Genomic DNA, 21,731 nt, shown 5'->3' with positions numbered 1-21,731 from the left:
AAAACATGTCAACCCGTTGACATGTGTAAACGGTTGACATAGAATACTTCTTGAAAGCGCTTTTATATATTTGTTGTGAATAAGGAGAAATAAGGGGGACTGGAACGTATGAAGAAATGGTTTTTATTAGGTATATCTTTATTACTAATTTTTGCTGTAGCAGGTTGTAGTAAGGGTAAAAGCGTAAGTAGTGACGGTAAACAAATGATTACAATGTGGGTACACGTATCAGACGATAGTGAAGAAGGTAAGGTGTATAAAAAACGAGTAGATGCTTTTAACAAGAAGTATGCATCTAAAAATGTTAAAGCTAAAATCGAATTTATTCCACGAAGTGGGAACGGCGGCGGGTATGAGGATAAAGTAAACGCAGCGTTGACAACTGATACATTACCCGATGTTATTACGTTGGATGGTCCAAATACAGCTGCTTATGCAAAATCTGGCATCATTGCTCCACTAGATGATTACGTGAAAGATCAAGATGATTTACTACCAAGTATCAAGCAACAAGGAACATACAAAGACAAATTGTATGCGATTGGTGCGAGTGAATCGTCCGTGGGAATTTACTACAATAAAAAAATGCTACAAGAGGCAGGCGTTGATTTAAATACGTTACCGACAGTTGAAAACCCTTGGACATGGGATCAGTTCATGGCCCTATGTAAAACGTTAAAAGAAAAATATAATAAACCAGCTATTGATATGCAATTACAATCAAAAGATGAAATGTTAACGTATGCACTAACGCCATTTGTATGGTCTGCAGGTGGAGAAATTCTCTCGAAAGACGGTACTAAAGCAGAAGGTGTGTTTAATAAAAAGCCTAGTATTGAAGCTATGACTTTTATTCAAAAGATGTTAAAAGAAGGTTATACAACCCGTACTCCGGTCAAACAAGCTTTTGAAACAGAAAAATACCCAATGAAGTTTAGTGGTGTATGGACAGTAACGGATATGAAGACAAATTTTCAAAAGGTTGATTATGGTGTTATGCCTTATCCAGTATCACCAAAGACAAAGAAACTGGTTTCACCTTCAGGAAGTTGGCAGTTTGCAATGACACAGAAATCCGAAAATAAAGAATGGTCTGCTAAACTAGTAGATTGGATGACAAATAAAGATTCGAATTTAGAATTAAGTCGTACAATTGCAGCACTACCAGTTCGTTACTCGTCCGAAAAAGTACTTACAAAAGAATTTTCCAATCAAATGAATGTGTTTATGAAGCAATTAAAGGAATCAGGACACGCACGACCAGTAACACCAGCATATCCACAAGTAACACGTGCTTTCCAACAAACAATTGATGATATCAGTTTCTATGATCAAAATAAAAACATAAAAAAAGTCTTAGATACACGTGCTACAGAAATGCAAGCAGCTATCGATAAGGCTAATCGATAAAAGCAGCTAGAGGGAGGCATTATGATTAAAACCGGATTAAAAGGAGATAAGACCGTTTACACATTCCCGAGAACTGAAAAAAAGATCAAAAATAAAATTAAATGGAAAGAAAATGTAGTAGCTTATACATTTTTAGGACCAGCATTATTACTTTTGTTGCTGTTTCTTATTATCCCAGCTATTATGTCTGTCTACTATGCATTTACGGATTATTATCTTTTAACACCCGATACGCGCAAATTCGTAGGATTAGATAACTTTATCAATTTATTTAAGGATCCTATTTTCTTGAAAAGCCTGGTGAATACACTGAAATTTGTCGTTTGGGTAATTCCTTTACAGATAGGGGCAGCTCTTGGGCTGGCCCTCCTGTTAAACAAACAACGTAAAGCTAACACATTTTTTAAAGTAGCTTACTTTAGTCCTGTGGTAATGTCGCTCGTTGTTATCTCAGTTCTTTGGCTTTACTTGTTAAATCCAAATGAAGGAATTATCAACAATGTACTCACTTATTTTGGCGTTTCAGCTCAACCGTTCTTAACAAGCCCTAAACAGGCTATGTTTACAATTGTTTTTGTTTCAGCATGGCAGGGAGCTGGCTTTCAAATGTTAATTTTTCTAGCAGGTTTGCAAAATATACCTGGAGACGTCTACGAAGCTGCACAATTAGATGGAATGAATAAATGGCAACGATTTATTTATATTACGTTACCATTATTAAAGCCAACCTCTATTTTTATATTTATTACGACATTAATTGGTGCGTTTAAACTATTAGTCCAACCAATGGTTATGACACAAGGGGGGCCAGTAAACTCCACGATGACGGTTGTATATTACATTTATCAAACTGGCTTTACGGATCGAATGGTTGGATATGCTAGTTCCATTGCCCTTCTATTTGGAACAATTATTGGGCTAGTTACGTTAGCGCAACGGAAATTAGTAAAGGAGGAAGATGACTAATGAGACGAAAATTCGGGCCTTTAACAATCCTAGAATACATTTGTTTAGTTTTGCTGGCGGTATTATTTATATTCCCATTGTTTTGGATGATCGCATCCTCAATGAAACCCGAAGCAGAAGTTTATAATAATATGAACAGTATCAAGGCTTTCCTACCTTCCTTTCATCCGTCAGATTGGTTTATATCCTATAAACAAGTTCTGTCACGTTTTCATTTACTTGGTTATATAATAAACAGCTTGTTTTACGGTTTATGTGTAGCAGCAGGTGCTGTCATTATCAATGGGATGGCAGGTTATGCGTTTGCTAAATTGAATTTTAATGGAAAAAGAGTTCTGTTTGGTCTTTTATTGGCTCTTCTAATCGTACCACTGGAAACAATCTTAATCTCACAATTTACTATAGTTCACAAACTGGGATTAGTAGACACTCGTCTTGCTGTAATTCTGCCTGCTTTAGCAGGGGCATTCAATATCTATCTATTCCGAAACTTTTTTATGGCTATTCCAGCAGAAATTATTGAGTCAGCCAAATTGGATGGAGCAAATACTTGGCAAATATTCCTGAGAATTATGCTACCAATGTCTAAACCGGCTGTTGCTACAGTTGGAACTTTAGCCTTTATCGGAAGTTGGAATGATTATATCTGGCCTTTAATGGTTTTAACAGACAAATCAAAATTTCCCATTCAAGTAGCAATTACAGCTATCAATAGTACGGAGCCGGTTTACGCAAATCAAGTTATGGCTGTTTTAACAATATCCACCATTCCCTTAATTCTTATCTATATAGTGGCCCAGCGTTATATTTTAGAAGGGATTGGTGGTTCGGGAACAGGTATTAAATAAGAAAAAAACAGGTTATTGTTGTGAAAACAATACGTGTGTATAGGGAATTTAAAAAACAAATGTCAACCGGTTGACATAAAAAGCATTGACTTGTGAAACCGGTTGACATAAAATGAATTTGAAAGTGCTTTCAGTTTTTGTTTCAAAGATTCTTTATATCTAGTTAAAGGAGCAACAAGCATGAAAAGTTCAAAAGTTCTCTATTGGAAGTTAAGTGCTTATTTTTTCTTTTTCTTTTTTACTTGGTCTTCTAGCGCCTCTTTATTTCCTATTTGGTTAAAGCAAGAATTAAATTTAAGTGGATCAGCCACAGGTTTGATTTTCTCTGTAAACGCTATCTTCGCATTGTGTATACAGCCTGTATATGGTTATATCTCCGACAAGATAGGTCTAAAGAAAAATATATTATCTTTTATTAGTTTACTGCTTGTATTTGTAGGACCATTTTATATTTATATATATGGACCACTATTAAAATATAATGCGATTTTGGGAGCAGCTGTGGGAGCTATTTATTTAGGTATTGGTATTTCTGCAGGTATTGGCGCCATTGAAACCTATGTTGAAAAAGTTAGTCGCAAATACAATTTCGAATACGGAAAGTCTAGAATGTGGGGTTCGTTAGGTTGGGCGTCAGCCACTTTTTTTGCAGGTCAGCTATTTAATATTAATCCAAATATCAACTTTTGGGTGGCATCTATTTCAGCAATTATCTTAGTTGCAATTATTTTATCAGTAAAAATAGAAGTTACAAACTTTGAGTTGGAAAAAGCTGAATCCGTTAAATTAAAGGATGTTGGACAACTTTTTCTTTTAAAAAAGTTTTGGTTTTTGATGATGTATGTGATTGGAGTAACGTGTGTATATAGTGTGTACGATCAGCAATTTCCAATTTACTACACATCTTTATTCGCCACTGAAGCCACAGGGAATCAGGTGTTTGGATATTTAAGTTCTTTTCAAGTATTTTTAGAGGCTGGAATGATGTTTATTGCACCTTTTATTGTAAATAAAATTGGAGCCAAAAATGGACTACTATTAGCCGGTCTTCTAATGGCACTTCGTATTATTGGTTCGGGGCTTGTAGTAGGGCCCGTCGGTATTTCTTCAATGAAATTAATACATGCATTAGAATTACCCATTATGTTGATTGCTATTTTTAAATATTTTGCAGCTAACTTTGATACACGACTATCTTCCGTTTTGTATTTAGTTGGATTTCAAGCTGCCTCTCAAATAGGTGCATCTTTGTTATCTCCTCTTGCAGGTAAATTATACGACATGATAGGCTTCCGTCATACTTATCTTATTCTCGGAACAATGGTCCTTTGTTTTACGATTATTTCAATGTTCACTTTATTAGGTTCTAATAAAAGCAAAGGGTTAGAAGGAAATATAACGGACATAAAACAAGTTATATAAGGAGATGTTAGAATGTTCACAATAAACAAACTTCAACAAGCGCAAGATGCATTGGATACTGCAAAAGAAGGAGTAAATAACCGTTATCGATTAGGTTATCATATTATGGCACCTGCCAACTGGATTAATGATCCAAATGGTTTGGTACAGTATAAAGGAGAATATCATGTATTTTATCAACATCACCCTTACAATGAAAACTGGGGTCCGATGCACTGGGGGCATGTAAAAAGTAAAGATCTTGTTCATTGGGAACACTTGCCTATTGCTTTAGCTCCTGGTGGTGCTTGTGATAGTGAAGGGTGTTTCTCGGGAAGCGCTGTAGATAATAATGGGGAATTGACATTAATCTATACCGGACACAATTATATTGATAAGGAAAAAGATATTTTTTATCAAAATCAAAATATTGCTGTTAGTACGGATGGTGTCACATTTCATAAGATTGCAGAAAATCCAGTAATTCCTGAACCACCTACGGATAGTATTCATCATTTTCGTGACCCTAAAGTATGGAAACACAAAGATAGTTGGTATATGGTAGTAGGGAATTCGACCAAGGACAATGTAGGCAGAGTAATTTTATACCGTTCTCCAGATTTACGTAAGTGGTCATATATAGGTGTATTGGCACAAGGAAACGAAAAACTCGGATTCATGTGGGAATGTCCAGATTTCTTTGAATTAGATGGAAAATACGTTCTCATGATCTCTCCACAAGGTATTAAGAGAGATGGGGATTTATACAACAATCTATTCCAGACGGGATATTTAATTGGAGATTATAATTACGAAACAAACGAGTTTATACACGGATCATTTAATGAGTTAGATAATGGACATGACTTTTATGCAGTTCAAACGTTATTAGATGAAAAAGGACGTCGAATTGCTATTGGTTGGATGGATATGTGGGAGTCAGATATGCCAACAAAAGAAGATGGATGGTGTGGAGCACTTACATTACCACGTGAAGTGACCTTAGGAAAGAATGATAAAGTTCTAATGAATCCTGTGGAAGAATTAAACTTATTGCGCGAGGTTGAACATAATATACTTACTAATGTGATTTCTAATAGTTATTTAGTAGAAACGAACGAGGATTTACTTGAAATAAAAGCTGTGTTTGACTTAACTAATTGTAACGCTCAGTCGCTTGGAATAAGAATTCGTGGAATTAACCAGGAAGAGACTGTATTAACGTATCACTTGGACAAACAAACACTAAAACTCGATTGTTCTGAGTCTGGTAAAGTTGAAGATGGTGTAAGAAACACCATTCTTAGGGCAAATCAAGAGCTTTCCTTACGCATATTCCTTGATCGATCCTCTATTGAAGTATTTGCAAATGAAGGACAAGCAACTATGACAAGTCGTATTTATCCAACTGAAGATAGATTAGGCATTGAAGTATTTGCAGATGTTGAAGATGTAAAGATTAAGGAATTAACATATTGGAAGTTAAAAGATATCTGGAAATAAACTATGAATGAACAAGTGTACAAACGCTTGTTCATTGTTTTGGGGTGAAGATGTTGAAAAGAGTTTTTTGTATTGGTGAAACATTAATTGATTTTATTCCTGTTCAAAGAGAAAAGTCTTTAAAAGAAGTTACTAGTTTTGAACGTGTGGCTGGGGGAGCTCCTATGAATGTTGCAATTGCGATTGCAAAATACGGGGGAAATTCTGTTATGCTAACGAAAATAGCTAATGATAGCTTTGGTGATTATTTAGTAGATGTGCTTAAAGGAAATGGGGTAGATACTTCATATATTATTCGATGCGATGAAGGAGAGACCGGTTTGGCATTTGTATCTGTAGACAAATTGGGAGACAGAGATTTCAGTTTTTATAGAAAGAATTCAGCTGACTTATTACTTTTACCAAACGAGGTGAAAGTAGAGTGGTTTAATAAGGGAGACCTTCTTCATTTTTGTTCTGTAGATTTAGTTGAAAGTCCAATGAAACAAACTCATATCAAAGTAATAGATGGTTTTCAAAAAATAGGGGGGATTGTCAGTTTTGATCCCAATGTTCGTCTTCCCTTGTGGCCTGAAAAAGAAAGCTGTCGTCGAACAATTCTAGACTTTTTACCTTTAGCAGATATTGTGAAAGTATCGGATGAAGAATTATTTTTTATAACCAATATTGAAGGAGAAAGAGAAGCTATTAACTCTCTTTTTGTTGGCAATGTAAAATTAGTAGTTTATACAAAAGGAAAAGATGGGGCTATTATTTATTTGAAAAATGGAGACCAATTTGAGGATAAAGGATTTAAAGTAACTGTTTCAGATACAACCGGTGCAGGTGATGCATTTATAGGTGGTTTTTTATATCAATTGCTTTCAATTGATATATCGAGCGAAAATCTATGTCAAAAAGTGAGTGAACACCATCAACAATTGCTTACCTTTGCTAATGCAAGTGGGGCACTTACTGCCTCAGTAAAAGGAGCGATTCACGCAGCACCTGGAAAACAACATATAATGAATTTTATTGCTACTCGAAGAGGCAGATTAGCATAAGAAAATATGTATTTATAATTAGGAATTAGTATGAAATTCACGATATAAGAAAGGGTTAGAAGAAAGGGTTTAAATAATGAGGACTGAAAAAGAAAAGATGTTAGACGGAGAAATGTATAATCCTGCAGACGCGCAATTAAGAAAGGATCGAGAACATGCTAGAAGGCAGGTTAGAATATATAATGAAACTTTAGAGAGTGAAGATAATAAGCGTATTAAATTATTAAAAGGTTTATTCGGTTCTACTGGGGAAAACGTATATGTTGAACCAAATATTAGAGTTGACTATGGCTATAACATATTTGTTGGCGAAAACTTTTTTGCAAACTTTGATTGTGTCATCCTAGATATTTGTGAAGTGAGATTTGGAGATAATTGTTTACTTGGTCCCGGTGTACATATCTATACAGCAACTCATCCAATTGACCCAAATGAACGGAATTCAGGAAAGGAATATGCAAAACCAATTATTGTTGGAGATAACGTATGGATTGGCGGGAGTTCAGTGATAAATCCAGGAGTGTCGATAGGAGACAATGTGGTTATTGCATCTGGCTCAGTAGTGACTAAAGACGTACCCAACAATGTAGTGGTGGGTGGTAATCCCGCAAAAATCATTAAAAAAATTGGAAATTAAGGATATATGGATATTTCACTAAATTTTAGAAACAGTACTCTAAATGAAATTTGAATTTCTAACTTATTAGTTAATTGGTGATTAAATTGGATATATGGATGGGGAAAATTAGAGATTATAATCATTTGGGTCATTATTTAGGGACATATCTTATGATATGCCCTTTTAATATGGCTAATTTTCATCTTTTTTTCACCATTAAATGATAAATTAATTGCTAATAGTATATATGGAGAAAACATGTTATTATGTTTCTGCACATGCATTTTAATAGTAAAAAGCCACCTGTCCTGCAAATACTGGGTGGCTTTTTATTTTGTTAACGATAATAATTACTTTAACACTCTATAATAGATTTAAATATCTTGTCCGAAAAGTATACGTTTGTAGTTAACATAAAACGGCTCATCGGCACAAAGAAGCCTTTAAGAGCCTTTTATCTTAAATGTCTTTTTTTCTATTCTTTATATTTCTAAGTCAAATACTAATTATGAGAAAAGATTTTCAACAAAGATAATCCATCCAGTAAGTACAATTAATACGGCACTAAGTATAGTGGTTAAAACACTTCTCACAGCTGATTTGAAATTATGCACTCCAAAGAAACCTATAATACCAACTAAAAATACAACAATTGCTACATAAAAATTTAATCTTAATAATGATGGATGAGCAAAAGTAATGAAAGTCAGACAGACACTTAGCAATGAGAAAACGAATGACCAAAGGTTTATCGCTTTTGTCATCTGAATTTATCCCCTTTATCTATAAAATCTACTGTATTATCTCATATTTATAATCTACAAATCTAGTTACCATAATCACAGTTCCAAGAACAAAAAACAGCCTTTAAATGGCTGTTTTTTTCCTGTGATAAGTTATTTATTAGCTTAAAATATAATTTCGTTTACTTGTTTTAGTGTAACGAATCTGCCACCTAGCATATTATTATGATGTTCTACTATTTTAGAAGCTGAAAGCACAGCCGTATCAAATGTGCTATGGGCATCTTTTACTAAGATATTCTCTTTATAACCTAAGCTATATGCTCTTCTACAAGTAGTATCCAAACAAAACTCAGTTTGCATACCTGCAATGACTAATTTTCCGATTTCAAGTTCCTGAAGTTTTTTATATAAAGTTGTTTGATAAAATGCGTCCCAAGAAGATTTTTGAATAACTGTGTCTGTTGGTAGGGGGCGAACATCCTGATGGATTTCCCATGTGACTTTTCCTTCACTAAGCATACTATCCGAACTAGGGTCTGTATGCTGGATATAGATAATTGGTACATTAGATTGATGCGCTTTTTCCCTTAGAGAAGTAATATTTTGAAGCACTTGCTGTTCATTCCATAAAGATCCACCTTCATAAGAAAACATGATGTTTTGAACATCTATAAGCAACAAAGCTGTTTTTTTACTCATTTGATTGTATCCCCCTATTGATTTTTGTGGTAAAAAATTCAAAATAATATTATATCAAATTAAAATCCTATATTATATAGCTTGAACTTACGAAATCTATCCTTCTTCGAAGTGCATATAGTACGCACCAATAGCCCATATAATAATGATTCTAAGAAGTTTATATACTTAAATAAAATTCTTATTTTTAATTCACCAATCTAACATAAATGTTAAAATATGTAGAAAAGAGTAGAGGAGAATTACATATGAGAAAAGGTTTCAGCAATACGGCTTTAATTATTATCGATGTTCAAAGGGCTTTTGAAGATGAAAAGTGGGGGATAAGAAATAACCTTAATGCTGAAGACAATATTCAAGTTCTTTTAAAGACATGGAGAGAAAAGAAATACCCAATTATACATATTCAGCACTTATCTGATAACGACCATTCGATTTTTCATTCTAGTAAACCAAGCTCAGATTTTAAAGATGTTGTATTCCCAGCTGAAAATGAACCGATCTTTAAAAAGAAAGTAAATAGTGCATTTATAGGAACTGGACTCGAAAAATATTTAAAAGAAAACCAAATAGAAAAGGTTGTAATAGTAGGGTTAACAACTCCACACTGTGTCTCAACTACTACTCGAATGAGTGGTAATTTAGGATTTGAAACGTACTTAGTATCAGATGCAACAGCTGCATTTGCAATAAAAGGGGCAGACAATACGTATTATTCAGCTGAACAAATACATAATGTGTCACTAGCTACTTTAGACAATGAGTTTGCTACGGTTTTAACCACAAAAGAATTAATCCAAACTTTAGCCGAAGAAATAAAGGCTTAATACTTTTGTTTTAACTATATACAATATACAGAGTTAGTTAACGAAACACAAATTTTTGGAAAGGTCATAAAAGAGCCAGTTCCCTTATAAGGTCTTGGCTCTTTTGGGCTAATTATATTTAATTCATAGCTCAATGATGGAATACACGTATGCCTGAATGCGCCATAATCATTCCATATTCATTTGCTGCCTGTGTAACTTGTTCATCTCGTAAAGAATTTCCTGTTTGAACCACATACTTAACGCCACTTTGAGCTGCACGATCGATATTATCACGGAACGGTAAAAAAGCATCGGATGCATAAGAAACGTCTTTTAATCTTTTTAGCCATTCTTGTTTTTCACTCTTACTTAGCCTAACTGGTACCTCTTCAAAACACCTTTTCCATTGTTCATTTTCTACTTCAGTAATATCATCATTCAGCCATCCATCAATTGCATTATTCACTTCTACACGAGAAATACCTTCTTTGAACTTCATATTAAGAGCTCTTGGATGTTGTCTTAACCACCAGTTATCAGCTTTTTCAGCTGCCAACCTTGTACAATGAATACGGGACTGTTGTCCAGCACCAATTCCAATCGTTTGGCCATCTAAAGCAAAACAAATAGAGTTTGATTGTGTATATTTCAATGTAATAAGAGCAACAAGAAGATCCCTCTTTGCATGATCAGGGATATCACATTGAGTCGTAACAATATGATTAAAAATTTCTTTCCCAATCTGTACATCATTTCTTTGTTGTTCTAGAGTAATGCCAAATACCGTTCTTTTTTCAATTAGATCAGGCACATAATTTAGATCAATCTCTAAAATTAGATATTTTCCTTTCTTTTTCTGTTTCAAAATCTCTAGTGCTTCTTGAGTGTAGCTTGGTGCAACAATCATATCAGAAACCTCTGTTTTGAGGAGATTAGCTACAGTTATATCCACTTCATCACTAAAAGCAGCACAATCTCCAAATGAAGACATCCTATCTGTCCCACGCGCTCTTGCATAAGCAATGGCTAAAGGAGACAGCTCTAGGTCTTCAACAAAATAGGATTCAGTAAGTGTCTCATTTAGTGGAGAGTACACAGCTGCACCTGCTGGACTTACATGTTTAAAAGAAGCTGCTGCAGGTTGATCAGTAGCCTGTCGAAGCTCCCGAACCAGTTGAAAAGCGTTTAATGCATCTAGAAAGTTAATATAACTCGCTTCTCCATTTAAGATTTTAATAGGAGTGTTCTTAGCATTCTGAACTTTAGCTTTACTTTGATTTGGATTCATCCCATATCGTAAACCAATTTCTTTCACTTAAAAATCTCCTTTCTAAATAAAAAAAGTATTTGAACTCATGTTCAAATACTTTGCCCAGGCGTACGGCCGTTATCTATGTGCTTCCTCATGGTCCTCCATGTTTACGCCAGTAACACATAGTCTGTTTTATAATAAAATTTTACATAATAAAATTAATTTTAACAATACCTTTATCCAAATTTTACTTTTTTTATTATATATCATATACAAATCTAATTTATATAACAGAGCTTATCGGAAATCAAATAGGCAGAAGCCTTTTTAAAATAAAAAGCTTCTGCCTATTTGGTTTTTATTTAATATGGTTAGCATATGGATCGTATATTCCAGTTAACAATAGAATGCTTGTAAATAAGGCAACTGTTCCTACTGCCAATAATGTACTACTTACAATTCTATTCTTTTGCTTACGTGAGAATATCCCCCATAAAATAAAGATAATTGCAACGAATATTAATATAACTCCTAAGCCCATATTCAAAATTCTCTCGCCTCCTGGAATATAATAACATATACCTTTGTTTCTAGTTACCATAATATTTCTTCTCGGTAATCAAAAAAGCCCTTGGCATTTGTTTAAATTCAATGGCTTTGAAATATAGCATAGTCGTTATTATATTACATTTGGTTTCGATCTATTTTTTTCCTGAAACCATTACGAACCATGGAAACTAAAAACATTAACAAGGGTATAAGCAGATGAAAACCAATGAAATAATAGTGCAAAACGTCATGACCTTCTTCTAAATGTTCTGGAAAACTGGAGGCCATGGTCATGGATAAAAAGATGACAATTCCCCCGGTTGGTAAAAGAATTTGTTGACGATTGTTTAACTTGAATAAATCCACTATTCCGATGACAGCCCCATACAAAAAGATAGAGACTTTAAAAAACACTGTCAGCAACATCGTAAACACAACAACCGCATCGAGTCTTTCTATAAAATCTAAAAGGTTCACCTTTCCAATGGTTACTAACGTCGGAAAGACGGATCTTTTTGTTACATCAACACTAAGAACGGCAATATTTAAGCTTGCTGTCCAACTTAAGATCAGACCACTTGAAACGATGGCAGATAGCCATACTCTTTTCACTAATTTAGGTCTGTTTAAATGAGGGAGCAACATTGTAAAGGCAATCATTTCACCAAAAGGAAAAAAGAAAACGTCTCGAAAAGCCACCTTTAAAGGTAGTTTCCATCCATTTTCAAGAAAGGGCTGCAACTTATGAAAATCAACATTCCCTGAAATAAAAATAAAGAAGTTTCCTGCTATCCCCAAGAACAGCAAGACAACAATAAATACTTCTGCTGTTCTTCCTAACACTTCAATACCTAAATAAAGAACATAACATATTACAAGAACCAGTGATAAATTGACAGCTAATAATGGGGTCTCTGTCAATGTTGATGAGACTAGTAAATCGCCAAAGTCACGTGCATTTCTAGCAGACATATACAAAAAAATTAGGACGTATAACAAACCAATAATCCACCCTAAATATTTACCAAATATCTTCCTTGCGTATCCAGTAAGAGGGAGAGTTGGATATTGACGGAATAAAGAGTAATAGGTGAAAAATAAAACCATCCCCATGCACATCCCTAAAAGGATAGCAAGCCAAGCATCTTTTTGTGCGTTTATTCCATAAGCTACGATTAATGAGGTTCCTAGGTTGAAAATAAACATCATGGCAAATAATTGAATAACACTAACTTTGGCTTTCTCCATTGTTTAAGGTATCCTCCTCTTTATCGATTACATGGATGAGTATGTATATGTTTATTAAGTGAGTGCTGCTAAAATACATTTAGCCTATTTATTCTATTTATTCATCCTATCCTACTTTCTATTTTTAATACTTTTAAGGGTTGAGAAGTGCATACTATATACAACGTTAGTTAACATAAACACTCTTAAAGGAACCAACCAGAAAAACCCCCTTGTTCAGCAACAGGGAATTTCATAAGAGTCTCTATTATGGATTGTGCAGCTTTTTAGATATTCATTAGATTTTTATGTCTATCTATGGGGGAGATTTAATAGTGTGTGGTCTTTACTATGAATGCGATTTGTTACCATAATGCATAAATGTAATATATCGGGATAATATATTTGTAGCATTTATATCCTATTGGAGGTAACAAATTTGAGCAGAAACGACAGTAGATTAACTTCCTCAGAAATTACAAGCCTGTGGGTACAATATATTCGGGAAACAATGGCGATTTGCATTAGCAAATACGTATTAGCAACCGTTAAAGACTCCGAAATTCGTTCCCTTTTTGAATTTTGTTTAGGATTATCTGAAAAGCATCTTAAAGTGTTAACGAAGATTTTAAACAACGAGGATTTTCCTCTACCAAATGGCTTTACAGATAAAGATGTAAACCTGCAAGCTCCTTCTTTATTTACGGATTCCTTTTGGCTGCAGTACATACATGATATGACAATTCATGGATTATCAGGACATGGTATGTCGTTTAGTGGTTCAGTTCGAAAAGATATACGGAACCATTACTATCAATGTAATATTGATGCAATGGACGTTTATAATAAATCAATTGATATTCTCTTATCTAAAGGAATTTATGAAAGAGACCCTTATTATTCTACGCCACAAAATAGTGAAATCATTACGGACTTAGGATATGCAATGGACATATTAGGGAAGAAGAGGCCTTTAAATACGATGGAGGCTTCAAATATATATTTTAATTTGAGAAAGAGTATTGCAGCAAAGGGGATTATTCTTGGTTTTCAGCAAGTAACTAAGGATAAAAAAGCATATAAATTTATGGGTGATGCTTTAAATTTGTGCAACAAACATATTGGTATCTTTTCTTCGATATTACATGAAGACAACCTTCATTCTCCAGGGTTATTAGACACCCAAGTTACAAATTCGAAAATAGCTCCTTTCTCAGATAAATTAATGTTATTTCATGCCGGTTTTATGTTTAATTTAGCAATGGTATATTACTCCAATGCTATGGCTGTAAGTATGAGGGTAGATGTAATAACACATTGTGAAGCATCTATTCTAAGGGATTTAAAACTTACTACAAGTTGGGGAAACATTATGATTGAAAGAGGATGGATAGAGAAACCCCCTCAAGCAAATGATCGAAAGGAATTACCTCATAATTAAAGTTTAGAAAAAGACATCAGGACGTTAATCGAGCATCTTACTTTACCAATGCACAGGTTGAGATTTATTTAAATGGTTTTTTCTGAAAAAACTATAGTTTAGGGAATAGAAGAATAGATATTCTTTTAATGGTAAATCTAAGAAAAAATCGATTTAGGAGATTTTATATGGAAAAATTAAATTCTGCGGAAATGGGTAAACTTTGGGCTACATATATGGGTAATAGCATGGCTACATGTATTCTAAGTTATTTTCTCCGACATGTTGAAGACCAAGATATAAAGAAGTTATTGGAAAATGCATTAAACTTGAGCAAAGAATTTCAGAGTACTATAAAAGATACTTTCGTAAAAGAGAACATTCCTATTCCACATGGCTTTACAAAAGAAGATGTTAATCTTGATGCTCCAAAATTATTTGAAGACGAGTTTTATGTACATTATTTAAGATATGTAACTAAAGTGGGACTTAGCCTTTATAGTGTAGGAATACCATTAATGTATAGAGAAGATATAAGGGAATTTTCCCTTCATTGTATGGAATCAACTATAAAATTGGAGGAACATATCAAAGATATTTCCATAAATAAAGGAGTTATTGTTAAATCACCTATTATTCCGACACCCAAAAAAGTAAAGATAGCACACAAAAATTATTTAAAAGGTTTTATTGGAGATGTGCGACCTTTACATGCATTAGAAATTGCTCATTTATACGATAATTTAGAGACGAACGTGGCAAGTAAAGCCTTAGTAATGGCATTTAGTCAAGTTACAAAAACGAAAAAGATTCGAAATTTATTTATAAAAGGAGAAGAACTTACTTATAAAGCGATTGAAGGTTATATAAAAAAACTTCACGATGATAACTTGCCTTCCCCAGGACTAATTGATCATTTAGTGACAACTTCAACATCTTCTCCTTTTTCCGATAAATTAATGGTATTTCATAAAATGGATATGTTTTCAATGAGAGTAAGAAATTTCGGAAATTCAGTAGCAGTAAACGGAAGACGCGATTTAGCGCTAATGTATGCAGATTTTTTAAAGGATATATCAGGATTTGTTAATGATGCAGCCGATATCATGATAGAAAATGAATGGATGGAAACACCACCCGAAGCTGCGGATAGAGAAGATTTATCTTCAAAGTAGGGAGTACACAATTGTCAACGGTAGTCGGGACGAGAAGCATCATCATGGTAATTCTCCAGTCTCCTTACAAGAACAGAAAAAGCTACTGTTGGGGACAGTAGCTTTTTTCTGTTTTTAACCTGTATATTATAGGCCCCAATTCTTATCGAACTAAACAGGTTATCATTATTTTAAAATGAATACATAAGGTAGCTATAAGAAATAATAGGTGAGGTGAATATATGGCTACTTTCGTCCTTTGTGATGGAGCTTTTGGTGGAGCCTGAGCATGGAGAGAAGTTGAAAAAGAACTGATAAAACAAGGACATGTAGTTTTTTCATTAACTTTAACTGGATTAGGCGATCGAAATCATCTTTTAACACCTGATATTAACTTAGAAACCCATATTACTGACGTAGTAAACATCATACTCTTTGAGGATTTAAACAACATTTACTTAGCAGAGCACAGCTACGGTGGTAGGTTTATTATTGGTGCTGCAGATCAACTACTGAATAGGATTTCCAAACTCATCTTCTTTGACGCTCTAATACTTGAAGATAATCGATCAATTAATGATCTATATTCAGAATCATTCATAAAATAAAAGAAAGAGATTGTTCATTCAAAAGGAGATGGATTCAGACTTCCAAAACCTCATAGTGGATCTATCTATAACACAGATCATCCTTTTAAAGCATTTGAACAAAAGATTAAATTAATGAATAAAGCAGAACTGAGACAAATTCCGCGTGTATTTATTAATTGCACCCAAAAAAGTAGTCATCCTGTTCTGGAGCCCATCAATAAATTTGCGAATAGAGCTAAATAAGAAAATGGGAATACATTGGAATTTCCGCCGGACATAACGCGCATTGGGAAAAACCGGTTGAATTAGCTAAAATATTTATAAATTTGGCTGGTAAGAATGCTGCATATGATTTACAACCTTAGTTACCATAATAGAACTTTCCAGCACACATGAAAAAGGAAAACCTTTGACGTAGAAGGATTTTACCTTTTTAAGTTCAAGTAAGATAATAATAGTGACTTATAAAGCAATTGAAGGATGCAGAAATGGAGGGAGGTAAATTGCCTAACAGAGAGTATCCATACTATTTTATAAAGTTAGGTAAATTATATTACGTATGTCATTCGTATAAGAACGTAAAAAAGAAAGATGTATCCAGTTACGAATTTACTAATGATGAATCGTTAGCATTTCCCGTTGATAAAGAGTCTGCTAAACAATTGGCAGATGAATGTGGAGGTCATATTGTAATGAAGAATGCTACGTTTAGTGATTATATTTGCCAAGGAGAAAGATGGAGTAATTTTATAGATAGTAAAAAGAAGAACATATGGAGAATCTATATGATTAATTAATATAGACGGATGGCTGGGCTAGCTGGATTCGAACCAACGCATGACGGAATCAAAATCCGTTGCCTTACCGCTTGGCGATAGCCCAATAAAAATGGTTGTGGAACAGGAGTTGAACCTGTGGCCTTTGGGTCTTGAGCCTGATGAACAACTTGGCTACTCCCTCAATATAATGAACTAAAAGATTCAAAGCATTAAATCACAATAAATATTATCTACTCTATGAGCTATTTTCATTCAAAATAAAAAAATTATACTGAATTTCACAAGATACAATCTTGAACTATTTAGCATTAACTTTATATTTCCCATTCATTTTTACATAAGCAATAGACAAAATATAGCTATCTTTTCTTCATTTCTTGACATGATTGGAGACTTTTTAGAACTATGGGATTACCGATATGAAGTATTTCCGTTAACTTCTAACTAACCCTTGATAGAAAAGGGTTCGCAGGAAGAAGGATTTTTTACTTTATACATCTTTTTATACATCGTTGATTTAACAAGGTTTCTCTTTGAGACAGAGCTTAGAGAAGTATATAAAAAGCGCACCTTCTGTATGCGGTTTTCTCTTTTTTGAAAATTCAATAAATTACCGCTATATTTTGTTTACATAATCCCAGTATAATGAGAGAGCGAGAAGAAAGAAGGGATTATGTGTTGAAAAGTAAAATGAATCAGTTGTTTGCAGAAAAAAAGAGTATTCATATACTGTATTCCTACGACCAGCAAGAAAATTATATACGACAAGTTGTAAGTTATATCCAAGAGGGGATTTTTGCTGGAGATTGCATTCTTCTTATTGAAAATGACCGTTTTTATCCTTTTATTCATGACCATTTGAAAATACTATTGACCACAGATCAAATGAAAATGATACATCGTATAAACAACTTTGATTTCTATTATTCAAGCGGTAGTTATCATCCTCCTGCCATTCTTAATTATTTTAATAAGAGCGTTCAGCCCTACTTAGAAAATAGAATTTCTTTCAGATCATGGGCACATGTAGAATGGAGCACAATGGAAGATCCTTTACATCTAATCGAAGATTTTGAAAAAATAGTGGATAGTGCGGTGAATAAACTCTCATTCCCATTAATTTGTGCATACAAAGGAGAGAGGATGCCAGAGTATCTCAAAACTATTCTGATGAAAACACATCCTTATGTTCTCATTGAAGGTGATTTAATTACTTCTAAACAATACCGGCCATTAACTGATTTGGAATAAAGATAAAAAACGCTTAGGCAATCATACTAAGCGTTTTTTATTTTTAAAGAAATCAATGGGTCCTTTTCATCCATTCAGTTTATTTACCACCATAAGCTCTTTCCTCGTTTTCTTATGTCTCTTCTGGTTAGTTTTTCTATTTCGAGGTAGCTCTTTTTATTGTAAAGAAAGTCCGGTTTAATTATTTAGTTAACCTAATGGAAATCATAAATACAAAGCATAGAAAAGTATCATTCTCTTATACAGCCCTCATAAAATTACCGGTTTTGATAGGCGAAAATGTGGAATATCAAATGTAAGATTATTTTAAGAGGAAAGGGAGACAGGTATGTTTGGATGGAGTGATATGCCAAAATTATTATTTTCTTTTTTGATTGTCATTCCAATTGTGTCTGTTATTCACCAACTGGGGCACTCACTTATGGCTATTGTTTTAGGAGGAAAGGTCGATTTTACCATTGGACAAGGGAGAACGATTTTTAGGTGGAAGAAAATTAAAATAAAATCTATTTATTTTTTGCACTCTTTTTGTATTTACGAAAAATTAAAGTATGATAACCGGTTTACTCATGCTTGTGTTTATGCTGGAGGTACCATAGCTAATTTAGCGTCTATCCTTCTTGTGTATGGTTTAATTATGTTGGGTGTTTTCTCAAAGAACCTCTTTTCTTACCAATTTGTTTATTTCTCTATTTATTATATTGTTTTCTCGCTCTTACCCTTTGAATATTCAGAAACGAGTTTAAGTGATGGGCGAGCTATCTATGATGCATTGAGATATGGAAAGATAACATGTAATCCGGATTAACAAAGGAAAGAAAAATGGCTAATTAAAACTGTACGTCCACAATGTGTATTAACGCGGCAACGGTACTAAAATAGATATTGATTAGTAATCAAGTCGTAATTCTTTAGATACTTTGATGTAGCTACTGCAGTAAGCTTGCCTGTCCACTCAAAAAATAACAAGGAGCTCTTACTGCAGCAGGTAAGGCGTAGATGGTTATATAGGAGGTGCTGGTTTTTTGTATGCTGAGAGCTGTCCTAATCGTTTATCTTTTTCATGAAACAGTCGAGAAATGAGAGGGTGTCCTTTTATATACGAGAAAAGCTCCAATCAGGAAAAAAATAACAAGATTAATGAGTTTTAGTGAGGGGTAAAGTTAACTAAACAATTTAAAAGGAGGAAAATAGTAATGGAGATTCTATGGATGCTAATTGTAGGTGGAATTATTGGGTGGCTCGCCGGTTTAATTACAGGACGCGACGTTCCTGGAGGTATTATTGGTAATATTATCGCTGGCTTTATTGGTTCTTGGTTAGGCGGCCTTATCTTGGGAAGTTGGGGACCAGTCATTGGCGGTTTTGCAATCATTCCAGCAATTATTGGATCAATCATTTTAGTATTAATTGTAAGCTTGCTTTTAAGAAAAATGGGTCAAAAAAAGAATCATGGTCATCATGTATAAAGATTGAAAAAACTTAAAATTGGAGTGACTAAAAATGAGAGAAGAAAATAATTCTATGCTATATGATTTTGTTGAAGGTAATCAATTTGAACTAGATTCTTATCTTACTTATTTGTTCGATCAAATTAATAATGATAGCGAAATTCTGTCAGAAGATTAATGAGATTACAGATATTTCATTATAAAGAAACAGACAAAAAAATAATAAATCAAAATATAGTATAAGCGACCTTGGTAACTTTGTTTACGGTATATAGGGTCGCTTATTATTATGGAAAATATTTAGATAAGGTTGCTAAGATAGTAAATATAAGAAAGCGCTAATTTTTTGTTTTTCCTACATGAATTTTTTCTACCTGGAGCAAACTACACAAGATGTCCCAAACATTGACTCATACAACTAAATTCTGCAACAGAAAAAACCTACCTCTTTTGACTGAGAAAAGATAGGTTTTTCTGTTTTTTTAGATGACTATGATATGCTTAGTTAACATAAACGGCTTTCTCGGAAACTATAAGGGCAATAAAAGTAATGACCATCTTTTGAAGTAAATGGGTATATTATATAATAAACTTTTACTCAAAACATTCTGAAGGGAAATGTAATATGCTAATTTCTAAACCACGTAAAAAACATAAAGTGAAGCATCTCGAACCTGCAAGTATCTTGTTCTTAGGGTTTTTAGGATTAATATTGGTGGGAACCGGTTTATTAATGATCCCTGCTGCTACAAGTGATAGGCATCATTTAAGCTTTATTGATGCTCTCTTTGAAGCCACTTCTGCTGTATGTGTAACAGGACTAGCTGTGGTGGATACTGGTACTACATTTACTTTATTTGGACAGCTCATTCTGCTTGTGCTCATCCAAGTTGGTGGCTGGGGATTCATGACTATCGGTATACTCATGTTTATTGTACTGGTAAAAAAATTGGATTGCAACAAAGGTTAATACTTAAGGAATCTCTAAATGCTTTTTCGCTACAAGGCGTTATTGCATTAGTCCGACGTGTTGTACTAATTACATTGGCTGTGGAAGGCATTGGAGCCCTTATCCTAGCTATCCGTTGGGCTCAAGAAATGAGCTGGGGAAAGGCTATCTATTATGGAATATTTCATTCTATATCTGCTTTTAACAATGCAGGGTTTGGTTTGGAACCAGATAATTTAAGTAAGTGGGTAGGAGATCCAACCGTAAATATTATGATTTCGTTACTTTTCATAATAGGAGGAACTGGCTTTTTTGTCATTGCAGATATTTTTCAGAAACGAAACATAAGGAAGTTTTCTCTTCACACTAAAATTGTATTAATTTCGACCCTTGCACTAAATGTGGTGAGCACCCTCATTATTTTTGCCTTGGAATATCATAACCCTCATACTTTGGGTGAATTAAGCATGAGTGATAAATGGTGGGCATCTTACTTTCAAGGTGTAGTTCCTCGTACTGCTGGTTTTAATACTTTGGATATCGGGGCGCTCACATTACCTTCAAAAGTGTATATGATGGGTCTTATGTTTATTGGAGCAGCCCCAGGTTCAACAGGCGGTGGAATTAAAATAACTACGTTTGTCTTAATATTGTTTGCTTTATGGACAGTACTGACAAATAAAGAAGAGATTAATGTTTTTCGACGCCGAATTCCGAAATCGCTTGTTTATAGAGCTTTTTCTATTGCTACTTCTGGGATTATTTTTGTTTCTATTATTTTCTTTCTACTCACAATCACAGAAAAAGGTGTAGATATGTCTACACTTTTATTTGAAACATTTTCTGCTTCTGGAACAGTTGGATTAAGTGCTAACTTTACAGGCGACTTAAGTCCTGTCGGACGTATTCTCATTACTATTATGATGTTTATTGGCAGGGTAGGACCTCTTACCATTGGTTTTGTGCTTGCGATTCGTTCAAATAAACAATCTAAAATTCGGTATGCAGAAGAAAAGATTCTAATTGGTTAAAAAACCAACATATTCACTCTTATAGGCGCAAGTA

20 protein-coding genes, 1 tRNA gene, 1 pseudogene and 1 riboswitch are annotated in these 21,731 nt (G+C 33.9%); of the genes and pseudogenes, 16 read left to right on the top strand and 6 right to left on the bottom strand.

The window, feature by feature from the left end; genetic code table 11:
- Positions 1-108: 108 nt before the first annotated feature.
- From N178_RS00885 to N178_RS00855, 7 genes are all read left to right on the top strand, one after another.
- Complete coding sequence (locus N178_RS00885) at positions 109-1,410, top strand: ABC transporter substrate-binding protein (protein WP_045289694.1); 1,302 nt, start codon at positions 109-111, stop codon at positions 1,408-1,410.
- A 21-nt stretch (positions 1,411-1,431) separates the two neighbouring features.
- On the top strand, positions 1,432-2,376 hold the full coding sequence (locus N178_RS00880; protein WP_045289692.1) for a carbohydrate ABC transporter permease: 945 nt from the start codon (positions 1,432-1,434) through the stop codon (positions 2,374-2,376).
- On the top strand, positions 2,376-3,224 hold the full coding sequence (locus N178_RS00875) for a carbohydrate ABC transporter permease (RefSeq protein ID WP_045289690.1): 849 nt from the start codon (positions 2,376-2,378) through the stop codon (positions 3,222-3,224). Before N178_RS00880 ends, N178_RS00875 begins: the two co-directional genes overlap by 1 nt.
- 180 nt (positions 3,225-3,404) lie before the next feature.
- The gene (locus tag N178_RS00870; RefSeq protein WP_045289688.1) at positions 3,405-4,646 is read left to right on the top strand and encodes an MFS transporter; all 1,242 of its coding nucleotides are present in this window, start codon (positions 3,405-3,407) and stop codon (positions 4,644-4,646) included.
- Between the two features lie 21 nt (positions 4,647-4,667).
- On the top strand, positions 4,668-6,128 hold the full coding sequence (locus tag N178_RS00865; RefSeq protein WP_045289906.1) for a glycoside hydrolase family 32 protein: 1,461 nt from the start codon (positions 4,668-4,670) through the stop codon (positions 6,126-6,128).
- A gap of 53 nt (positions 6,129-6,181) precedes the next feature.
- Positions 6,182-7,171, top strand: a complete 990-nt coding sequence (locus N178_RS00860; RefSeq protein ID WP_045289686.1) for a carbohydrate kinase family protein — start codon at positions 6,182-6,184, stop codon at positions 7,169-7,171.
- Positions 7,172-7,247: 76 nt separating this feature from the next.
- Positions 7,248-7,808 (top strand): maltose acetyltransferase domain-containing protein, encoded by a 561-nt coding sequence (locus tag N178_RS00855; RefSeq protein ID WP_045289684.1) that lies wholly within the window; start codon positions 7,248-7,250, stop codon positions 7,806-7,808.
- Between the two features lie 488 nt (positions 7,809-8,296).
- Here the strand turns inward: N178_RS00855 and N178_RS00850 are convergent, their stop codons facing one another.
- Both N178_RS00850 and N178_RS00845 read right to left on the bottom strand, forming a co-directional pair.
- Positions 8,297-8,554, bottom strand: coding sequence for a hypothetical protein (locus tag N178_RS00850; protein WP_045289682.1), 258 nt, complete (start codon positions 8,552-8,554; stop codon positions 8,297-8,299).
- A gap of 144 nt (positions 8,555-8,698) precedes the next feature.
- On the bottom strand, positions 8,699-9,235 hold the full coding sequence (locus tag N178_RS00845) for a cysteine hydrolase family protein (protein ID WP_045289680.1): 537 nt from the start codon (positions 9,233-9,235) through the stop codon (positions 8,699-8,701).
- Between the two features lie 248 nt (positions 9,236-9,483).
- Here N178_RS00845 and N178_RS00840 point away from each other — a divergent pair, with 248 nt between their 5' ends.
- Positions 9,484-10,062, top strand: a complete 579-nt coding sequence (locus N178_RS00840) for a cysteine hydrolase family protein (protein ID WP_045289679.1) — start codon at positions 9,484-9,486, stop codon at positions 10,060-10,062.
- 130 nt (positions 10,063-10,192) lie between these two features.
- Here N178_RS00840 and N178_RS00835 read toward each other — a convergent pair whose 3' ends face one another.
- The 3 genes from N178_RS00835 to N178_RS00825 all read right to left on the bottom strand — a co-directional run bounded on the left by N178_RS00835 (position 10,193) and on the right by N178_RS00825 (position 13,093).
- A complete protein-coding gene (locus tag N178_RS00835) occupies positions 10,193-11,359 on the bottom strand; it encodes a phosphoribosylaminoimidazolecarboxamide formyltransferase (protein ID WP_045289678.1) in 1,167 nt (388 codons plus the stop codon).
- Positions 11,360-11,407: 48 nt separating this feature from the next.
- Positions 11,408-11,486, bottom strand: a riboswitch (ZMP/ZTP riboswitch).
- Between the two features lie 168 nt (positions 11,487-11,654).
- A complete protein-coding gene (locus N178_RS00830) occupies positions 11,655-11,837 on the bottom strand; it encodes a hypothetical protein (RefSeq protein ID WP_237758370.1) in 183 nt (60 codons plus the stop codon).
- A 143-nt stretch (positions 11,838-11,980) separates the two neighbouring features.
- Positions 11,981-13,093 carry a GerAB/ArcD/ProY family transporter gene (locus N178_RS00825; RefSeq protein WP_045289673.1) on the bottom strand — a complete coding sequence of 371 codons (1,113 nt, stop codon included), beginning with the start codon at positions 13,091-13,093 and terminating at the stop codon, positions 11,981-11,983.
- A gap of 418 nt (positions 13,094-13,511) precedes the next feature.
- Here N178_RS00825 and N178_RS00820 point away from each other — a divergent pair, with 418 nt between their 5' ends.
- The 3 genes from N178_RS00820 (at position 13,512) to N178_RS00810 (ending at position 17,033) form a co-directional block, all read left to right on the top strand.
- Positions 13,512-14,513 (top strand): DUF3231 family protein, encoded by a 1,002-nt coding sequence (locus N178_RS00820; protein ID WP_045289671.1) that lies wholly within the window; start codon positions 13,512-13,514, stop codon positions 14,511-14,513.
- Between the two features lie 167 nt (positions 14,514-14,680).
- Positions 14,681-15,667, top strand: a complete 987-nt coding sequence (locus N178_RS00815) for a DUF3231 family protein (RefSeq protein WP_237758361.1) — start codon at positions 14,681-14,683, stop codon at positions 15,665-15,667.
- A gap of 1,072 nt (positions 15,668-16,739) precedes the next feature.
- A complete protein-coding gene (locus N178_RS00810) occupies positions 16,740-17,033 on the top strand; it encodes a hypothetical protein (protein ID WP_152640824.1) in 294 nt (97 codons plus the stop codon).
- A 10-nt stretch (positions 17,034-17,043) separates the two neighbouring features.
- Here N178_RS00810 and N178_RS00805 read toward each other — a convergent pair.
- Positions 17,044-17,118: transfer RNA gene (locus tag N178_RS00805), tRNA-Gln, on the bottom strand.
- 572 nt (positions 17,119-17,690) lie between these two features.
- Here N178_RS00805 and N178_RS00800 point away from each other — a divergent pair.
- The 5 genes and pseudogenes from N178_RS00800 to N178_RS00785 all read left to right on the top strand — a co-directional run bounded on the left by N178_RS00800 (position 17,691) and on the right by N178_RS00785 (position 21,697).
- Complete coding sequence (locus tag N178_RS00800; protein ID WP_080890118.1) at positions 17,691-18,266, top strand: MEDS domain-containing protein; 576 nt, start codon at positions 17,691-17,693, stop codon at positions 18,264-18,266.
- A 328-nt stretch (positions 18,267-18,594) separates the two neighbouring features.
- Positions 18,595-19,074 carry a site-2 protease family protein gene (locus N178_RS00795; RefSeq protein WP_045289664.1) on the top strand — a complete coding sequence of 160 codons (480 nt, stop codon included), beginning with the start codon at positions 18,595-18,597 and terminating at the stop codon, positions 19,072-19,074.
- Between the two features lie 388 nt (positions 19,075-19,462).
- Complete coding sequence (locus N178_RS00790; RefSeq protein ID WP_045289662.1) at positions 19,463-19,735, top strand: GlsB/YeaQ/YmgE family stress response membrane protein; 273 nt, start codon at positions 19,463-19,465, stop codon at positions 19,733-19,735.
- 34 nt (positions 19,736-19,769) lie between these two features.
- Complete coding sequence (locus N178_RS27725) at positions 19,770-19,895, top strand: hypothetical protein (RefSeq protein ID WP_255219823.1); 126 nt, start codon at positions 19,770-19,772, stop codon at positions 19,893-19,895.
- Between the two features lie 447 nt (positions 19,896-20,342).
- Positions 20,343-21,697: pseudogene (locus tag N178_RS00785) on the top strand (TrkH family potassium uptake protein).
- Positions 21,698-21,731 lie beyond the last annotated feature (34 nt).

The organism is Priestia aryabhattai B8W22, assembly GCF_000956595.1.
Taxonomy (GTDB): domain Bacteria; phylum Bacillota; class Bacilli; order Bacillales; family Bacillaceae_H; genus Priestia; species Priestia aryabhattai.
This window is presented reverse-complemented; position numbering and strand designations above follow the sequence as displayed.